18 protein-coding genes are annotated in these 15,994 nt (G+C 63.6%); 13 read left to right on the top strand and 5 right to left on the bottom strand.

What is annotated here, in order from left to right:
• Positions 1-110: 110 nt before the first annotated feature.
• Both dksA and QMG84_RS07955 read right to left on the bottom strand, forming a co-directional pair.
• The gene (gene dksA, locus QMG84_RS07960; protein WP_202072695.1) at positions 111-527 is read right to left on the bottom strand and encodes an RNA polymerase-binding protein DksA; all 417 of its coding nucleotides are present in this window, start codon (positions 525-527) and stop codon (positions 111-113) included.
• A gap of 125 nt (positions 528-652) precedes the next feature.
• A complete protein-coding gene (locus QMG84_RS07955; protein WP_281931648.1) occupies positions 653-1,864 on the bottom strand; it encodes an NADP-dependent isocitrate dehydrogenase in 1,212 nt (403 codons plus the stop codon).
• Between the two features lie 283 nt (positions 1,865-2,147).
• On the opposite strand from QMG84_RS07955, the gene QMG84_RS07950 reads away from it, so the two are divergent.
• The gene (locus QMG84_RS07950) at positions 2,148-3,479 is read left to right on the top strand and encodes a TadE/TadG family type IV pilus assembly protein (RefSeq protein WP_202072693.1); all 1,332 of its coding nucleotides are present in this window, start codon (positions 2,148-2,150) and stop codon (positions 3,477-3,479) included.
• A 95-nt stretch (positions 3,480-3,574) separates the two neighbouring features.
• Positions 3,575-4,414 (top strand): RNA methyltransferase, encoded by an 840-nt coding sequence (locus QMG84_RS07945; protein WP_281931645.1) that lies wholly within the window; start codon positions 3,575-3,577, stop codon positions 4,412-4,414.
• Positions 4,415-4,512: 98 nt separating this feature from the next.
• Here the strand turns inward: QMG84_RS07945 and QMG84_RS07940 are convergent, their stop codons facing one another.
• Positions 4,513-4,911 (bottom strand): nuclear transport factor 2 family protein, encoded by a 399-nt coding sequence (locus QMG84_RS07940; RefSeq protein WP_281931643.1) that lies wholly within the window; start codon positions 4,909-4,911, stop codon positions 4,513-4,515.
• A 79-nt stretch (positions 4,912-4,990) separates the two neighbouring features.
• Between QMG84_RS07940 and QMG84_RS07935 the strand changes: the two genes are divergently transcribed.
• Together QMG84_RS07935 and QMG84_RS07930 are read left to right on the top strand one after the other, a co-directional pair.
• Positions 4,991-5,224, top strand: coding sequence for a hypothetical protein (locus tag QMG84_RS07935; protein WP_281931642.1), 234 nt, complete (start codon positions 4,991-4,993; stop codon positions 5,222-5,224).
• 96 nt (positions 5,225-5,320) lie between these two features.
• Complete coding sequence (locus QMG84_RS07930; protein WP_281931640.1) at positions 5,321-5,881, top strand: NifU family protein; 561 nt, start codon at positions 5,321-5,323, stop codon at positions 5,879-5,881.
• Here QMG84_RS07930 and QMG84_RS07925 read toward each other — a convergent pair.
• On the bottom strand, positions 5,878-6,159 hold the full coding sequence (locus tag QMG84_RS07925) for a YlcI/YnfO family protein (RefSeq protein ID WP_281931638.1): 282 nt from the start codon (positions 6,157-6,159) through the stop codon (positions 5,878-5,880). The two genes, QMG84_RS07930 and QMG84_RS07925, sit on opposite strands and share 4 nt — an antisense overlap.
• On the bottom strand, positions 6,156-6,578 hold the full coding sequence (locus QMG84_RS07920; protein WP_281931636.1) for a putative toxin-antitoxin system toxin component, PIN family: 423 nt from the start codon (positions 6,576-6,578) through the stop codon (positions 6,156-6,158). Before QMG84_RS07920 ends, QMG84_RS07925 begins: the two co-directional genes overlap by 4 nt.
• A 127-nt stretch (positions 6,579-6,705) precedes the next feature.
• Here QMG84_RS07920 and tsaB point away from each other — a divergent pair, with 127 nt between their 5' ends.
• The 9 genes from tsaB to metK all read left to right on the top strand — a co-directional run bounded on the left by tsaB (position 6,706) and on the right by metK (position 15,993).
• The gene (tsaB, locus tag QMG84_RS07915) at positions 6,706-7,515 is read left to right on the top strand and encodes a tRNA (adenosine(37)-N6)-threonylcarbamoyltransferase complex dimerization subunit type 1 TsaB (protein WP_281931634.1); all 810 of its coding nucleotides are present in this window, start codon (positions 6,706-6,708) and stop codon (positions 7,513-7,515) included.
• A 9-nt stretch (positions 7,516-7,524) separates the two neighbouring features.
• Positions 7,525-8,013: a GNAT family N-acetyltransferase gene (locus tag QMG84_RS07910; protein WP_281931632.1), complete on the top strand. Its 489-nt coding sequence runs from the start codon at positions 7,525-7,527 to the stop codon at positions 8,011-8,013.
• 432 nt (positions 8,014-8,445) lie between these two features.
• Positions 8,446-9,771: a tRNA (N6-isopentenyl adenosine(37)-C2)-methylthiotransferase MiaB gene (gene miaB, locus QMG84_RS07905; RefSeq protein WP_281931630.1), complete on the top strand. Its 1,326-nt coding sequence runs from the start codon at positions 8,446-8,448 to the stop codon at positions 9,769-9,771.
• A complete protein-coding gene (locus QMG84_RS07900; RefSeq protein ID WP_281931628.1) occupies positions 9,768-10,802 on the top strand; it encodes a PhoH family protein in 1,035 nt (344 codons plus the stop codon). The genes miaB and QMG84_RS07900 overlap by 4 nt, the downstream gene beginning before the upstream one ends.
• Positions 10,799-11,326: an rRNA maturation RNase YbeY gene (gene ybeY / locus QMG84_RS07895; RefSeq protein ID WP_281931627.1), complete on the top strand. Its 528-nt coding sequence runs from the start codon at positions 10,799-10,801 to the stop codon at positions 11,324-11,326. The genes QMG84_RS07900 and ybeY overlap by 4 nt, the downstream gene beginning before the upstream one ends.
• Positions 11,310-12,242 (top strand): hemolysin family protein, encoded by a 933-nt coding sequence (locus QMG84_RS07890; protein ID WP_281931626.1) that lies wholly within the window; start codon positions 11,310-11,312, stop codon positions 12,240-12,242. Before ybeY ends, QMG84_RS07890 begins: the two co-directional genes overlap by 17 nt.
• Before the next feature lie 167 nt (positions 12,243-12,409).
• Positions 12,410-14,044: an apolipoprotein N-acyltransferase gene (gene lnt, locus QMG84_RS07885; protein WP_281931625.1), complete on the top strand. Its 1,635-nt coding sequence runs from the start codon at positions 12,410-12,412 to the stop codon at positions 14,042-14,044.
• A gap of 200 nt (positions 14,045-14,244) precedes the next feature.
• A complete protein-coding gene (locus tag QMG84_RS07880; RefSeq protein WP_202072679.1) occupies positions 14,245-14,661 on the top strand; it encodes a helix-turn-helix domain-containing protein in 417 nt (138 codons plus the stop codon).
• Between the two features lie 141 nt (positions 14,662-14,802).
• Positions 14,803-15,993, top strand: coding sequence for a methionine adenosyltransferase (gene metK, locus QMG84_RS07875; RefSeq protein WP_202072678.1), 1,191 nt, complete (start codon positions 14,803-14,805; stop codon positions 15,991-15,993).
• Position 15,994 lies beyond the last annotated feature (1 nt).

The raw sequence follows: 15,994 nt of genomic DNA, 5'->3' as shown, positions 1-15,994 counted from the left end.
TCGGGAATCCAGAGCCGCCACCGCCGTTTTGGCTCTGGATTCCCGGTCGGGCTTTTCAGCCCGCCGGGAATGACAGCCCCAATGCGAGCTGTTCAAACGGCAATTGGGTATCAGTCGTCGCGATAGACCTTCTCGCGCCTCTCGTGGCGCTCCTGCGCCTCGATGGAGAGCGTCGCGATCGGCCGCGCATCGAGCCGCTTCAAGGAGATCGGATCGCCCGTCTCCTCGCAATAGCCATATGTGCCGTCGTCGAGACGCCCGAGCGCCGCGTCGATCTTGGCGATCAGCTTTCTCTGCCGGTCGCGGGCGCGCAGCTCGATCGCGCGATCGGTCTCGGAGGAGGCGCGATCGGCGAGGTCGGGATGGTTTTCATTCTCGTTTTGAAGCGCCGCCAATGTCTCGCGGCTTTCCTGGAGAATGTCTTCTTTCCACGCCAGCAGCTTGCGACGAAAATATTCGCGCTGCCGATCGCACATGAAAGGCTCGTCGTCGGAAGGTTTATAGGCTTCGTCCAGCTCCACCGACATGGCCGAGAATCCCCTCGTTGGACCATTGGCGCGCCTATATAGACGCGGCGCGTGACACTTACAATCTCACTTATATTCATGCGTCGCCGGATTGCCGCGAGACGCGCCGCGGCGACGATGAGAAGTTATTCCATCGCCTTGCGGAGATTTTCGTCCACCTTGTCGAGGAATCCCGTCGTCGACAGCCAGCTTTGATGATGGCCGACGAGGAGCGCCAGATCCTTCGTCATGAAGCCGGCTTCGACCGTCTTCACGCAAACCTCCTCGAGCGTTTGCGAAAAGCGCGCAAGCTCCTCATTGCCGTCGAGCTTGGCGCGATGAGCGAGACCGCGCGTCCAGGCGAAAATCGAGGCGATGGAATTCGTCGAGGTCTCGTGGCCCTTCTGATGCTCGCGGTAATGGCGCGTCACCGTGCCATGAGCGGCTTCGGCCTCGACCGTCTTGCCGTCGGGCGACATCAGCACGCTGGTCATGAGGCCGAGCGAGCCGAAACCCTGCGCGACAATGTCGGACTGCACGTCGCCATCGTAGTTCTTGCAGGCCCAAATATAGCCGCCCGCCCATTTGAGCGCCGAAGCCACCATGTCGTCGATCAAGCGATGCTCGTACCAAAGCCCCAGCGTCTCGAATTGCGACTTGAACTCGCTCTCATAGACGTCCTGGAAAATGTCCTTGAAGCGGCCGTCATAGGCCTTGAGGATCGTATTCTTGGTCGAGAGATAGACCGGGAATTTGCGCTGGAGGCCGTAGTTGAAGGTCGCGCGGGCGAATTCGAGGATCGACTCGTCGAGATTGTACATCGACAAGGCGACGCCGGCGCCCGGGTATTTGAAGACTTCCTTCTCGATGACCTGCCCGTCCTCGCCCTCGAATTTGATGGTGAGGCGGCCCTTGCCCGGCACTTTGAAATCCGTAGCGCGATATTGATCGCCGAAGGCATGGCGACCGACGACGATCGGTTGCGTCCAATGCGGCACGAGGCGCGGCACGTTGTTGCAGATGATGGGCTCGCGAAAAATGACGCCGCCGAGGATATTGCGGATCGTGCCGTTCGGCGATTTCCACATTTCCTTGAGGCCGAATTCTTTCACGCGCGCTTCGTCGGGCGTGATTGTCGCGCATTTCACGCCGACGCCATGCTGCTTGATGGCGTTGGCGGCGTCGATCGTGATTTGATCGTTGGTGGCGTCGCGACTTTGGATCGAGAGATCGTAATAGAGAAGGTCGATGTCGAGATAGGGCCGGATCAGCTTGTCCTTGATAAAGGCCCAAATAATGCGAGTCATTTCGTCGCCGTCGAGCTCGACGACAGGATTGGCCACCTTGATCTTCTGCATGTTTGATCGATCCTCAAGCTGCGCGCGCCTTATATCCCCGGCTCGACGCCAGGGAAAGCGGCGCCTGGGATGTGTGGATTTTCAGGAATAGGCTGTAAACTATGGCCGAAAGAGACGCGCCGAGGCGTCTCCAGCCTCCAATACCTTGAAAATCCTTCCCTTTTCGCCGACTTTGTACGACATCCAACAAGCATCAACTGCGCCACACGCCTATTCTGTAAAGGAAAGCTCAACGTCTCCCTTTCACTTTGCCCGTAGTTTTTATGCGGCGGAGTTGGAAGGCGTGAAAAACAAAGGTTTCCCTTGGACGAGCGCCGGATTTCAGGCGGACGAGCGCGGCTCGATCGCCATTCTCTTCGCCCTGTCTCTGATTCCCCTCGTCATGATCGTCGGCGCGACGATCGACTACACCCGCGCCGCGACGATGCGGACGCGCTTTACCCGGCTCGCGGATACGGCCGCGCTCGCAGCCGTGAGGGCGGCGGCGCTCCAGGAAGCCGATTGCCTCGCAAAGAGCTCCACGACCGGCCCTTGCACGCCGGACAACATCAAGAAGCTCGGCGAGGGCGCCGGCCTCAACTTCCTTGCCGCGGATACAGCCTTCGCGCGCTCCAGTCAGTCCAGCAGCGTCGCGCTGACCAATAATGACGGCTCCTGGTCGGCGACAGTGACCTATTCGGCGCAATCGCCCGCCGCCATGACCGGGCTCATCGGCTTCTCGTCGATCCCTGTGGGCCGAACCGTCACCTCGAATATTTCGCTGGGAAGCCAGATCTATCTCAACATTCGCCTTCTGCTCGACCGCTCCATGTCGATGGGCATCGGCGCCACTGCGGACGACATTTCCCGAATGGAGGACCTGACAGGCTGCGCTTTCGGCTGTCACACAAATGGCTCGTCTTCGACCTATTACGACAAGCCCAAGGCGCAGGGCATTCGCTTCCGCATAGACGAATTGCGGGACGCGACCACGGCTCTGATCGCCACGGCCAAGACGGTGACCGCGTCCAACGCCCGCACCCATATCCAGATGGCCGCCCACGCCTTCAACCATCAGGTCACAACGCTCGTCGATCTGACGACGGACCTCAACAAAGTCGCCTCGGCCGTCAAGGCGCTCGATTTGCCGACGACCGACGACGGCACGCAGACAAGCGACGCCATCAAATGGATCAACACCAAAGTTTCCGGAAATGGGAACGGACAAAAGGCGACAACGCCCCAGGAGATTATCTTCATCGTGACCGATGGCGTGGACGACGGCATTTATACCGGTTGGCAGGGAATGTCGGCGCCATATGGAAAGCCGCTCTCCTGGTGGCCAAAATACATGACCAAGGCGAACACCGGCGCCTTTCCGCGCGGCGCTTGCACGGCGCTGAAACAGAAGAACGCCATCGTCGCCGTGGTCTATACGACCTATGTGCCTTTCGTCGGAACCGAGCAATATGACAAGCTCATCGGCCCCTTCGCGAGCGATATTGCGCCCAATCTCCAGGAATGCGCGACGCCCGACTACTTCTTCACGGCGTCCACTCCTGGCGACATCCAGAAGGGCATGCAGCAGCTCTTCAACAAGGCGCTGGCGGCGTCCAAGCTGCGGCTGACGCATTAGCGGAAGCGACCTGGTTTGCGGAAAAGCCGCGGCCCCCTTCCCCCGCGCGCCGCTTCAGCCTAATTAGCGATCTCTCTGCAAGAGGAAGCTAAAAGTTGGTCGGAGCGGGAACGGATCACACCAAGCAGGCGCTCACGGGCGGGCCAGCCATCATATTGGTGCGCCCGCAGCTTGCCGTGAACATTGGCATGTGCGCCCGCGCCATGGCCAATTTCGGCCTCTCGGATCTGCGCCTGGTGTCGCCCCGCGAGGGCTGGCCGCGCACCGGCGCCTATCGCAAGGGCGCCTACGCCGCCGCCGCCGGCGCCACCCATCTGCTCGAAAGCGCCAAGCTCTACGACTCGACGCGCGAGGCGATCGCCGACCTCAATTTCGTCTATGCCGCCACCGCGCGCGGGCGCGGGCAGATGAAGCCGGTGCTCCCTCCCGCCAAGGCGCTCGCCGACACGGCCGCGCGCGTCGCGGCCGGAGAGAAACATGGCGTGCTCTTCGGCCCCGAGCGCACCGGCCTCGACAATGACGATGTGGCGCTTGCCGACGCCATACTGACCTTCCCGGTCAATCCCGCCTACGCCTCGCTCAATCTCGCGCAATCGGTGCTGCTCGTCGGCTACGAATGGTTCCGCGCCGCCCATGGCGACGCTTTGCCCTATGAGCAGGAGGAGCGCTCGCCGCCGGCGACGCGCGAGATGACCCTGGCTTTTTTCGACTTCCTCGAAGAGGAGCTCGACAAGCGCGGCTTCTTCCGGCCGCTGGACAAAAAGCCGGTGATGTCGCGCAATCTGCGCAATATGTTCCACCGCATGGGCCTCACACAGCAGGACGTGCGCACGCTCTGGGGCTTGGTGGTGCGGCTCGTCGAAGGCCCGCGGCGCGACCCCAAGAAGGTGTGGCGGCGGAAGAAGCTCGAAGAGGCGGAGGGGGAAAAGGGCTGATCCGCCCCCGGCCTCGTGGCTCTGGATTGCTTCGTCGCTTTGCTCCTCGCAATGACGACGAGGCGGCCCCGATGTGAGCTGTTCAACCGGAAATGGTATCAGTGAAACGACGGCTTCGGGCCACGCGACGGCGCGGTCGGCGCCACGGCGAGCGGACTCGCCTGATGATGCAGGAGCCGCCATTTTCTCTCGATGGCGCGAAACCAGTTGGTCGCGAGCAACAATCCGCCGCCGACCTCCTCGATGCAGAACACTCTGCCGTCGACGCCCTCGATCAACACCTTCTCCTCGCGCGCGGCCACGGCGTCCTGCGCGGGATTCCTGAAAATATCGCGATAGGAGGCGATGACCGGCGTCCGGCCGATGAGCGCCGGCCAGCCGGGATGCACGCAGCTCACCCCCTCCTCCGCCCAGATCGCCTCCATGGCGGGAAGGTCGCGGGCGGCGAAGGCGCGGTAATAGGCGGCGTTCGCGGCAAGAAGGGCGTCTTCGTCCATGCGCGCAGAGTGGTGGATTTACGCGGCGGAAGCAATATGCTTGGCCAAAGCGCGAGCGGCGCATGACCAAAGGAGGCCTATGGACGCCCTGAGCCTGTTCGGCCTTTTCGCGGTGAGCGCCATGCTGCTCACTTACGCGCTGGAGGAGCGCAGTCACTGGTTCGTGCTGGGCTTTTCCGCCTCCTGCGCGCTCGGCTCGATTTATGGCTTCCTGCAGGGCGCCTGGCCGTTCGGTCTCGTCGAGGGCGTGTGGTCGGTCGTCGCCCTCAATCGCTGGCGCGCACGGCATCGGGACTCCCAGCCAGCGGACTGAAACCCCACGTAAAAGCCGACCGTATCGCCGAAAGCCCGAACTGTGCTAAAGCCCGCGCCAGAGCCCCGGCCTTGAACCGGGCGCAGGAGGCCCTCAATGTTCATCCAAACCGAAGCCACCCCCAACCCCGCCACGCTGAAGTTCCTCCCCGGCCAGAATGTCCTCGGCCAGGGCGCGATGGAGTTTCGCTCGCGCGAGGCCGCCGCCAACGCCCCGCTGGCCCATGCGCTGCTCGCCATCGACGGCGTCGAGGCGGTGATGTACGGCGGCGACTTCGTCTCCGTGACCAAGAACGAGACGGACTGGGCGCATCTCAAGCCCGCGATCCTCGGCACGATCATGGAGCATTTCGCTTCTGGCGCGCCGCTCTTCACCGACGGCGGTTCGACTGTGGCCGACCATGGCGGCGAATTCTACGACCCGGCCGACGCCGAGACCGTCGCGACCATCAAGGAGCTGATCGAGACCCGCGTGCGCCCGGCGGTGGCCGGCGACGGCGGCGACATCGTCTTCCGCGGCTTTCGAGACGGCGTCGTCTATCTCGGCATGAAAGGCGCCTGCTCAGGCTGCCCCTCCTCGACCGCGACGCTGCGAAACGGCATCGAAAATCTGCTGCGCCATTTCGTGCCGCAGGTGAAGGCGGTGGAGCCGGCTTAAGTCTTCTTCTTCGAGCGCGCGTATTCCTCGGGAATCTCATCTCCAGCGCGAGGCGGTTCTCCCGTATCGCGCGACATGAGTCTATCGAATGCGGCCCAATCCGCCCGGCCTTTGCGGTCCGCGAAATATTGCGCGGTCCGCAAGGCCGAAACCTTTTCGGCCACTGCTGTGGAAACGAACTGGTTGAGGCTCGCCCCGTCTTCGGCTGCGAGCTTCTCGGCCTCCGCTTTCAAAGAAGCGGGAAGCCGGAGCGCATAGGCGGACACTTTCGTCTTCATGGCCTTAGCCTCACAAGCCATTCACCCGGCGTCAATACGCCGACGCAAAAGCGGTCAGACGCGGGCGAGAAGTCCTTCTTATTGAATGTCGCGATTCCCGCGGCGCGACCGTTGACGGCGGCCTCGAGAACCAGCTCGTCGCCTGGATCCCGTAACTGCGGCCGCCATAAGAACCAGATATCGACGGGCTCGACCAACTCGACGACTGCGTTCAAAAACTGGCGGACCTCCCGTGTGGAGAGCTGCGCCGCCTTTCGGTGCTCGCTCCGCTGACAGACAGATTCATATTCGACAACCAGCGCAACGGACGCCAGCAACCGAATCTCTCCCGCCCGCGCCAGCCGGAGCAGCTCCGCCGAGGCGCCGCGAGGGCTTCTCAGCGCAGCGACCACGACATTGGTGTCCAGCACAAGACGCATGGCGTCTGACTATCATATCACATATGATGTCGTCTCCAGCTTGGCGAGCCGCCGCCTCTCAAAATCTGTGACATTGGAGCTTCGCCCTTTGTTGATCGAGCGCCCCAAAGGGTCATATGCTCCCCGCATGCGAATCCTTGCGATCGACACCGCCCTGCCCGCCGTATCGGCCTGCGTGCTCGACCACGACGCGGAGCAGCCCATCGCTTCCGAGACCATCGCCATGGAGCGCGGTCACGCGGAGGCGATCATGCCGCTCATCGAGCGGGTCATGAGCAAGGTTGACGGCGGCTTCTCAACCATCGACCGCGTCGCCGTCGCCGTGGGGCCCGGCTCCTTCACCGGCATTCGGATCGGTCTTGCCGCCGGCCAGGCCATTGCGCTCGCCTGCAAGGCCGAGGTGGTCGGCGTCTCGACGCTGGCGGCGCTGGCGGCGCCGCTTATTCTCGACGCCGCCGACAGCGTGGTCGCGGCGGCGATCGACGCGCGACATGGCAAGGTCTTTGTCGCGGCCTTCGGCCCGGACGGCCGCGCTTTGCTGACGCCCCGCCGCGCCGGCGCGCATGAGGCGCTTCGGGCGCTGGGCGACGGCCCCCTGCTTCTCATCGGCTCCGGGGCGGAGCTTCTCGCCAAGGAAGCCCGCTCCTGCGGCATGGCGGTGAAGATCGTGAGCGAACAGGCGGCGCCCGACATCGAATTCGTCGCTCGGCTGGGCCTCGCCGCCAAGCCGGAGACGGCGCCCGCCAAGCCGCTCTACCTCAAGGAGCCGGACGTCACGATCGCCGGCAAGCCGCCGGAGGCCGCGCCGGCGCCCGAGGCTCCCGCCGCGCCGGCCGAGGCCGCGCCGCCCACCGCCCTCTCCGAGACCGCGCCCGAAAGCAGCGCACAAACAATCACTCCCTCCGAAAAGCTCGCCTCCGCGCCCGCGCAGGCCTAGAATCCACCCATGAGCCTGATCGCTTCTTTTTTTGCCAAGCCGACCTTTGTCGTTCGGCCCATCGGCGCCGAACGCGCGGAAGAATGCGAGGCCCTCCATGGCGCCTCCTTCGCCTTCGGCTGGTCCAAGATCGACTTCGAGAGCTATCTCACCGACCCCAATATTATCGCCGACGGCGCCGTGACCGAGGGCCTCAGAAGCAGGCTCGGCGGCTTCATCCTGTCGCGCCTGCTGCCGCCGGACGCCGAAGTGCTGACCTTCGCCGTCGACCCGGCGCGGCGCAGCGTCGGGCTGGGCCGCATGATTCTCGATCGGCATCTCGAAAATCTGGAGCGCGGCGGGGCCCGGCTGGTGTTTCTCGAGGTCGCCGACGACAACGAGGCGGCATTGAAGCTCTATTATCGCTTTGGCTTCAAGGAGATCGGCCGGCGGCAGAACTATTACCAGCGCGCCGACGGGACGAAACTCGCGGCGGTGAATTTAAGACTGGAGATGTAAGAGGGCGCCGGGGGTGAGCTTATCCCTCCCCTTTACGGCTAAGGGAGCCACACATCTCGGGGCCGTCATGGCCGGGCTTGTCCCGGCCACCCACGCCCTGGTGCACAGCCCGGCAAGACGCAATATAAGCTCTTGCGAGGCTTTAGAGGCTCCGAAGCCCCACCCCTCTTGCAGACTCAGACGTTCCGATGACCTCGGCGTGGATGGCCGGGACAAGCCCGGCCATGACGACGGGCAAGCGGTGATAATTCGAATCGGCGCGCTTTGGAAAAGCGCCTATAATGCGGCCAAACGAAGAGTCGCACGATCTCTCTCAAAGGAGCAGACAAGATTTCCACCCGGGTTCAGAACGCGTCCGAGCTGCCGTCGCCCGCGCCCGAGTCGGCGCCTTCGGAGGGCGGCAAGGTTCTGGTCAAGTCCTACGGCTGCCAGATGAACGTCTATGACGCGACGCGCATGGCGGATTTGCTCGGCCGCGAGGGCTATGCCGAGACCGCGGACGAAGCCGAAGCCGATCTCGTCATCCTCAATACCTGCCATATCCGCGAGAAAGCGGCCGAGAAAATCTACTCCGAGCTCGGCAAGCTCGCCCTCGAAAAGCGCGAACGCGAGGCCTCCGGACGCGAGATGAAGATCGTCGTCGCTGGCTGCGTGGCGCAGGCCGAAGGCGAAGAGGTCTTGAGGCGCCAGCGCGCGGTTGATCTTGTCGTCGGCCCGCAGAGCTACCACCGCCTGCCCGATCTGTTGAAACAGGCAAAGGGCGGCCAACGCCTCACCGACACCGAATTCGCGGTCGAAGACAAGTTCGACGCCCTGCCCCAACCGAGCCGCGCGCAAATCCGCGCCCGCGGCGTCTCCGCCTTCGTCACGGTGCAAGAGGGTTGCGACAAATTCTGTTCCTTCTGCGTGGTTCCCTACACGCGCGGCGCGGAAGTCTCCCGGCCGGTGACGGACATCGTCGCCGAGACCAGACGCCTCGTCGACGCCGGGGTGCGCGAGATCACGCTCATCGGGCAGAACGTCAACGCCTATTGCGGCGTGGATGAAAAGGGCGCGGAGTGGAGCCTCGCCAGCCTGCTGGGGCGCCTTGCAGAAATGCAGGGGATAAAGCGCCTGCGCTACACCACCAGTCATCCTGTCGACATGGCGCAGGATTTGATTGACGCGCATGAGGCGATTCCAAAGCTCATGCCCTTTGTCCATCTGCCCGTGCAGTCGGGCTCGGACCGCGTGCTCAAAGCCATGAACCGCAAGCATACGGTTGCCGACTATCTCGACATCATCGCCCGTCTGCGCAGGGCGCGGCCGGATGTGGCAATGTCGTCCGATTTCATCGTCGGCTTCCCGGGCGAGACCGACGAAGATTTCGAGGCCACCATGGCGCTCGTGCGCGAAGCCGGCTTCGCATCAAGTTTCTCGTTCAAATACTCCCCCCGCCCTGGCACGCCCGGCGCGGAGCGCGCGGACCAAATCGATGAAGAGGTCAAACGCGCGCGTCTCGCTGCGCTTCAGACGCTGCTCGAAGAACAGCGTCAGGCTTTCAACGCTGCGATGGTCGGCAAAACGATCGACGTCTTGTTCGAAAAACCTGGCCGCCACGAGGGTCAAATCGGTGGCAAAAGTCCCTATATGCAAGCTGTGCATGTCAGCGGCCCCGCTGACATGATCGGTGAAGTGGGCCGAGTCGCAATCGTCGCGGCGGGCTCCAATTCGCTGGCGGGCAGACTTGTGAGCGCGGGCGAGGAGGCGAAGGCTTGACAACGATTGGCGATGTGCGGCTTCGCCGGGACGAACCGGCCGAGCCCGATGCGGAAATCACGCTGGCCTTCGAAAACAATAAATATGCTTCTCTCGTCTTCGGCCATTACGACCAGAATCTCGCCAAGATCGAGCGCCGGCTGAAAATCGCCTCCTTCGCCAACGGCAATCACGTCACGCTCAAGGGCAAGGCGGAAGCCTGCGAACATGCGCGACGCGTCCTCGAGGCGCTCTACGAGCGCATCGCCAAGGGACAGACCATTGCGCTCGGCGACGTCGACGGCGCGATCGAAGAAACGGCGCGCCAGCGCAACCTCTTCCCTGACGCGGAGCCGGCGCGCGGCGCTTTCGAGCAGCTCATAACCCGCAAACGCGGTCTGGTGCGCGCCCGCAACGCGGCGCAGGACCAATATTTGCGCGCCATGAAGCGCTACGAGCTGGTCTTCGGCGAAGGCCCGGCGGGCACCGGCAAAACCTGGCTCGCGGTCGGCCACGCCGTGCAGCTCATGGAGCAAGGCGCGGTCGAGCGGCTCATCCTCTCGCGGCCGGCGGTCGAAGCCGGCGAGCGACTGGGGTTCCTCCCCGGCGACATGCGCGAGAAGGTCGATCCTTATCTGCGCCCGATCTACGACGCGCTGCACGACTTCATGGATTCGCGCATGGTCGAGCGCGGCATGCAGACCGGCATCATCGAGGTGGCGCCGCTCGCCTTCATGCGCGGCCGCACGCTGGCGCGCGCCTGCATCCTCCTCGACGAGGCGCAGAACGCGACCTCCATGCAGATGAAAATGTTCCTCACCCGCCTCGGCGAGGGCTCGCGCATGATCGTCACGGGCGATCCGTCGCAGACCGACCTGCCGCCCGGCCAGGTCTCCGGATTGTCGGAGGCGATTTCTCTGCTATCCGATATCGACAGCGTCGGCCGCGTGCGCTTTTCCGAAGGCGACGTGGTGCGTCACGACCTCGTGCGCCAGATCGTGGGCGCCTATGACCGCGCCGCCCGCGCCAAAAACAAGCCGCGAGACCTATGAATATAGAGATCGACGTCAACGTCTCCGCCGACGCATGGGAGGGCTTCGACGGTATCGAGACGCTCACCCGCGACTGCGTCGAGGCGAGCCTCGCCGAAAGCGGCGCGCGGCTGGTCGAGGGCTGTGAAATCAGCGTCACATTTTGCGACGATGCTGAGATCCATGAGCTCAACGCCGAGTGGCGCGGCAAGGACAAGCCGACCAACGTGCTCTCCTTCCCGACGCCGGGGCCCCTCTCCGCACGTCCGCTCCTCGGCGACATTGTGATCGCCTTCGAAACCGTGGCGCGGGAGGCCGAGGAGCAGGAAAAAACATTGCGTGAACATACGGCCCATATGGTCATCCATGGATTTCTGCATCTGATCGGTTATGATCACGAGACTGCCGCCGAGGCCGACGAAATGGAGAGCCTCGAAAGACGGATCGCGTCGCGGTTGGGCTTGCGCGACCCCTACGCCGGCGAGGCGGCCGGCGAAGAGGATGAAGCGGGCGAACTGAACGAAGGTCATGTCGACACGATCTGAAAATGGCGAGGAGCCTTTAAGTCGCCGGCACGAGCCGCGCTTCACGCTCCTGGACCGCCTGCGCGGATTGCTGGGCCTCGCGCCCGCCTCCGTGCGCGAGGACATCGAGGACGCGCTGGAGGAAACCGCCGGCGACGTCACGCCGCACGAGCGCGCGCTGCTGAAAAATGTGCTGGGCCTGCATGATCTGCGCGTCGAGGACGCCATGATCCCGCGCGCCGATATTGTCGCCATCTCGCAGGATTCGACGCTGCGCGAGGCGCTGCATATTTTCCGCGACGCGGGCCATTCGCGCCTGCCGGTTTATATCGAGACGCTCGACGATCCGCGCGGCATGATCCACATCCGCGATTTCGTGAATTACTTTGCGATTTGCGCCGAGAAACACGCAAGCACCGATAGCGCGGCGACGCCCAAGGTCGACTTCGACACGCCGCTGTCTCAGGCCAATCTGCTCAAGCCCGTGCTGTTCGTGCCCCGCTCCATGCCGGCGCTCGATCTGCTCGTTCGCATGCAGGCCTCGCACACCCATCTCGCTTTGGTTATCGACGAATATGGCGGAACCGACGGTCTCGTCACCATCGAAGACATTATGGAAATGATCGTCGGCGACATCGAGGACGAGCACGACGTCGCCGAGCCGCCGGAGATCGAGGAGCTCGACAATGGCGATTTCCTCGTCGACGCCCGCGCCGATCTCGACGAGGTCACCGATCGCCTCGGAGTCGATTTCCGCCTGGAGGATACGCCTGCGGAAGTGACGACCATCGGCGGACTTGTCGCCTGGCTCGCGGGGCGCGTGCCCATGCGCGGCGAGGTCATCGCGACCCCGGTCGAGACTCACGAATTCGAGATTGTGGAGGCTTACCCGCGCAGAGTCGGAAAGCTCCGGGTGCGCGCGCGCAAGCATCCGTGAAAGCCGAGGGACCGCGTGCCTTCAGGCGCGCAGCATCGGAGCGAGCCTGAAGGCTCGCGGTCCGCATCTGTCGACAGCCAATAAAACAGTCGCCCGACGTCTCGGCCTTTGCCTTGCCTCGAAAGCCGCTAGAGTCGAACCGCCGATTCGCGGGAGACTCCAAACCGATGGCGCAAATTGCTGATTTAACGAGCGCTCGGGCTGGGTTGTCGTCTCTCCCGCAGCGGATCATTCTCGCCGACGGCTGGACCCGACGGGCGATCGCCTTTGCCGCGGGCGCCGCCGGCGCGCTGGCTCTGCCGCCCTTCGATTTCGCGCCCGCCATGGCGATTCCGCTGACGACCGCGGTGTGGCTGATCGACGGCGCCGCCGCGCAAGGCGGGCGCTTCGGCTTCGCGCCGATCCGGACCGCCGCGGCGGCGGGATGGTGGCTCGGCTTCGGCTATTTCCTCGCGAGCCTTTGGTGGCTCGGCGCGGCCATGCTGGTCGAGGCCGACCAATTCGCCTGGGCGATCCCGCTTGCCGTCATCGGCTTGCCGGCGGCGCTCGCCTTCTTCCCGGCTTTCGGCTTCGCGCTGTCGCGTCTCTTATGGTCGTCGGGAAGCCTGAGGATTTTCGCGCTCGCCGCAGGGCTGGGCGCATCCGAGTGGCTGCGCGGGCATATTTTGACGGGCTTTCCCTGGAACGACGTCGGCATGGCGCTCGCGCAGGCCGGACCGATCGGACAGGCGGCCGCGCTCGTCGGGCTCAACGGCCTCGACCTCTTCGCGATTGTGATCTTCGCGGCGCCGGCCACCATCGTCGACCGGCGTCCCGGCGAACGCTTTCTCTCCAACGCCGCCGCCTGGTCGGCCGCTCTCCTGCTGTTCGCGCTCTCGGCCTATGGAGCCCTCAGACTAGCAAGGGGCGAGACGGAATATGTCGAGGGCGTCAAGCTGCGGCTCATGCAGCCCAATCTGCCGCAGGACGCCAAATTCCGCCCCGAGAACGGACAGGACATCCTGAGACATTATCTCGCGCTTTCCGACCGCGCGACCGGCCCCGAGCGCACGGGCGTCTCCGACGTCACCCATCTCATCTGGCCGGAGTCGGCCTTCCCCTACATTCTGTCGCGCGAGCCGCAGGCGCTCTCGGCCATCGCCCACGCCCTGCAGGGCAAGGTGCTGATCACGGGCGCGGCGCGCATCGAGAGCGACGGCGGCGGCAAACGCGGGAAGATTTTCAATTCCATTGAAGTCTTGCAGGGCGGCCGGATACTCGCTTTCTACGACAAGATGCATCTCGTCCCCTTTGGCGAATATTTGCCGCTCGAAGCATTGCTGCGGCCGCTCGGCGTCTCGCATCTGGTTCCCGGCACATGGGACCAGGGACAGGGCCCACGCACGCTCGCGGCGCCTGGCCTGCCGACGATGGCGCCGCTTGTCTGCTACGAGGCGGTCTTCCCCGGCGAGGCGACGGCCAGAGACAAGGAGGGCAAACGCCCGCAATTGCTTCTCAACGTCACCAATGACGGCTGGTTCGGCAAGACGCCCGGGCCTTATCAACATTTCGCCCAAGCCCGCCTGCGCGCCATAGAGGAAGGGCTTCCTCTGGTTCGCGTCGCCAACACCGGCATTTCGGCGATCGTCGACCCATACGGCCGGACAGTCGATTCGCTCCCGCTGGGCGAAGAAGGGCTGATTGACGGAGGTCTGCCGAAGGCGATAGCCGAGCCGTTGTTTGCGCGGCATGGGACGATCGTCTTCCCGTTACTATGGGCGCTCGTGCTGGCCGCCGCTATGACCGGACGCTGGCGGCGTTAAAAAGGCGTTTTTGCTCCCCTGTTGTCATTTAGAATAGTTTGCTTACAAATATTCGTCCGCCCGGATGTTGCACTTGGCGCGCGGGAAGGACTGACGAAAACGCGTCAGAAAATGAATTATTTGTTCGGATTCGGCACCCAATCGATCGCCTGTTTGCAATTGATCGCCGTTCGGCTAAAACGCGGCAGGAGGTCGTTGAAGTGAAGAAGACGCCAGATCCCATCGACCGTCACGTCGGCAGCCGGGTGCGCATGCAACGGATCCTGATGAAGATGAGTCAGGAAAAGCTGGGCGAAGCCTTGGGCCTAACCTTTCAGCAGGTCCAAAAATACGAGAAGGGATTAAATCGCATCGGCGCAAGCCGGTTACAACAAATTTCCAAAACCCTCAATGTTCCCCCGTCGTTTTTTTTCGAAGGCGCGCCCACACTCGGGGCAGCCGAGGGGAATGGCGGTTTCGCCGAATCCTCCTCCCAATATGTCGTCGACTTCCTGTCCACCGCCGAGGGGCTGCACCTCAATCGGGCTTTCGCCCGAATCAAGGATCCCAAAATCCGCAAGCGGGTGCTCGATCTTGTGGCGACGCTCGCCGATAGCAATAGCGCGGACGAAGGCTGAGCGCCCGGCGAGTTCTCTATATCGAACGATTTCCGCTTACTTGGCTTGACCTAACGAACGCGGACTGGCAGACCAAGGCCAGACCGTCGGATCATTTCGCGTCGAGGGATCGGGCGCTGGCGGCCATTGGGAGATTCTGAAGTGACCCGGAAGAATTATCTTTTCACCAGCGAGTCCGTTTCCGAAGGCCACCCGGACAAAGTGTGCGACCGCATCTCCGACGAAATCGTCGATGAATTTTTTCGGGAAGGCCCCAAGGCGGGCATCGACCCTTACGCCATTCGCGTCGCCGCCGAGACGCTCGCCACCACGAACCGCGTCGTGATTGCCGGCGAAGTGCGCGGCCCGCATATTCCCTTCGATCGGATCATCGAAATCGCCCGCAACGCCATCCGCACGATCGGCTACGAACAGCACGGTTTTCATTGGAACACCGCGAAGGTCGAAGTCCTGCTGCACGAGCAATCCGTCGACATCGCCCAGGGCGTCGACGCCAGCGGCAATAAGGACGAAGGCGCGGGCGACCAGGGCATCATGTTCGGCTACGCCGTGCGCGAGACGCCCGATCTGATGCCGGCGCCGCTCTATTATTCGCACAAGATCCTCGAGAAGCTGGCGCATGCGCGTCACAGCGGCAAGGAGAAGGGCCTCGGCCCCGACGCCAAGAGCCAGGTGACCGTGCGCTATGTCGACGGCAAGCCGGTCGAGGCGACGCAGATCGTGCTCTCGCATCAGCATGTCGACGAGAGCCTCTCGCCCGCCGACGTTCGCGCTTTGGCCGAGCCCTATATCCGCGAGGCGCTGCCTCAGGGCTGGATCACCGACAACACCGTCTGGCACGTCAATCCGACCGGCAAGTTCTTCATCGGCGGCCCGGATGGCGACGCCGGCCTCACCGGCCGCAAGATCATCGTGGACACTTACGGCGGCGCGGCCCCGCATGGCGGCGGCGCTTTCTCGGGCAAGGATCCGACCAAGGTCGACCGTTCGGCCGCTTACGCCGCGCGCTATCTCGCCAAGAACATCGTCGCAGCCGGCCTTGCCGACCGCTGCACGCTGCAGCTCGCCTACGCCATCGGCGTCGCCGAGCCGCTGTCGATCTATGTCGACCTGCATGGCACGGGCAATGTCGCGGAGGACAAGCTGGAGGCGGTTCTGCCGCAGATCATGCGCCTGACGCCGCGCGGCATTCGCGAGCATCTCCAGCTCAACCGTCCGATCTACGCCCGCACCTCCTCCTACGGCCATTTCGGCCGCGCGCCGGAGACCGACGGCGGCTTCTCCTGGGAGAAGACGGACCTCGTGGATGCGCTGAAGTCGCATTTCGCCTGAC

This window comes from Methylocystis iwaonis, from assembly GCF_027925385.1.
GTDB lineage: Bacteria > Pseudomonadota > Alphaproteobacteria > Rhizobiales > Beijerinckiaceae > Methylocystis > Methylocystis iwaonis.
The sequence above is the reverse complement of the archived record's forward strand: the minus strand, read 5'-3'. Positions and strand labels throughout refer to the sequence as shown.

Bases quoted from the DNA above. Each gene is read 5' to 3' on its own strand.
- dksA (WP_202072695.1), bottom strand. From the start codon at position 527: ATGTCGGTGGAGCTGGACGAAGCCTATAAACCTTCCGACGACGAGCCT.
- QMG84_RS07955 (WP_281931648.1), bottom strand. From the start codon at position 1,864: ATGCAGAAGATCAAGGTGGCCAATCCTGTCGTCGAGCTCGACGGCGAC.
- QMG84_RS07940 (WP_281931643.1), bottom strand. From the start codon at position 4,911: ATGGACGAAGACGCCCTTCTTGCCGCGAACGCCGCCTATTACCGCGCC.
- QMG84_RS07935 (WP_281931642.1), top strand. From the start codon at position 4,991: ATGGACGCCCTGAGCCTGTTCGGCCTTTTCGCGGTGAGCGCCATGCTG.
- QMG84_RS07930 (WP_281931640.1), top strand. From the start codon at position 5,321: ATGTTCATCCAAACCGAAGCCACCCCCAACCCCGCCACGCTGAAGTTC.
- QMG84_RS07925 (WP_281931638.1), bottom strand. From the start codon at position 6,159: ATGAAGACGAAAGTGTCCGCCTATGCGCTCCGGCTTCCCGCTTCTTTG.
- QMG84_RS07920 (WP_281931636.1), bottom strand. From the start codon at position 6,578: ATGCGTCTTGTGCTGGACACCAATGTCGTGGTCGCTGCGCTGAGAAGC.
- tsaB (WP_281931634.1), top strand. From the start codon at position 6,706: ATGCGAATCCTTGCGATCGACACCGCCCTGCCCGCCGTATCGGCCTGC.
- QMG84_RS07910 (WP_281931632.1), top strand. From the start codon at position 7,525: ATGAGCCTGATCGCTTCTTTTTTTGCCAAGCCGACCTTTGTCGTTCGG.
- miaB (WP_281931630.1), top strand. From the start codon at position 8,446: ATGAACGTCTATGACGCGACGCGCATGGCGGATTTGCTCGGCCGCGAG.
- ybeY (WP_281931627.1), top strand. From the start codon at position 10,799: ATGAATATAGAGATCGACGTCAACGTCTCCGCCGACGCATGGGAGGGC.
- QMG84_RS07890 (WP_281931626.1), top strand. From the start codon at position 11,310: ATGTCGACACGATCTGAAAATGGCGAGGAGCCTTTAAGTCGCCGGCAC.
- lnt (WP_281931625.1), top strand. From the start codon at position 12,410: ATGGCGCAAATTGCTGATTTAACGAGCGCTCGGGCTGGGTTGTCGTCT.